The following is a 501-nucleotide window of genomic DNA, read 5'->3' as shown; positions in this document are numbered from 1 at the left end:
CTTCCATTGTATTGACATGAACTTCACAAAAGCCATCACCATCTTCATCTCTTGCATATTCTCCCACACCATGACAAACAGTTTTGTGTGCATAGCCCCAATCTTGGAAAGGATTGTAGATAGCATATTCGTCAGTGTAAACCATAGTACCCAAAGCAATCGTTGCTTTAATTAGAGGCTCAATAGTGCGCTGTTGCACATTTTCTAACATCCGAATTACCACCTCACCACTACGCTGAATCATGCCGAAGATGGGTGGCTTTTCTTTTTCAAGCGTCCCCCGCCCCCGAATCCCTTTGAGCCGATTACGTCTTCCTTTGCGCCCTTTTTTTAACTTCTTCGGGTTTACCTTTGTGTCCTGCCGTCACATATACTTCATCGCACTCGACTGCCCCAGATAAGTTTACTTCAGGCTTGCTTTGGTCAATACCTTCTCGCAATTGAGTGGTCATATCCTGCACTACATCCTTGTCTAGATCTAGTTCTTGGGCAATTTGTCGA

The 501-nt window shown here is 44.5% G+C and carries 1 pseudogene; it reads right to left on the bottom strand.

The features are described 5' to 3' along the window. Positions 1 to 501: pseudogene (locus PSE7429_RS28120) on the bottom strand (IS1595 family transposase); the annotation flags it as partial.

It is taken from the genome of Pseudanabaena biceps PCC 7429 (genome assembly GCF_000332215.1).
GTDB classification, from domain to species: Bacteria; Cyanobacteriota; Cyanobacteriia; order Pseudanabaenales; family Pseudanabaenaceae; genus Pseudanabaena; species Pseudanabaena biceps.
The sequence above is the reverse complement of the archived record's forward strand: the minus strand, read 5'-3'. Positions and strand labels throughout refer to the sequence as shown.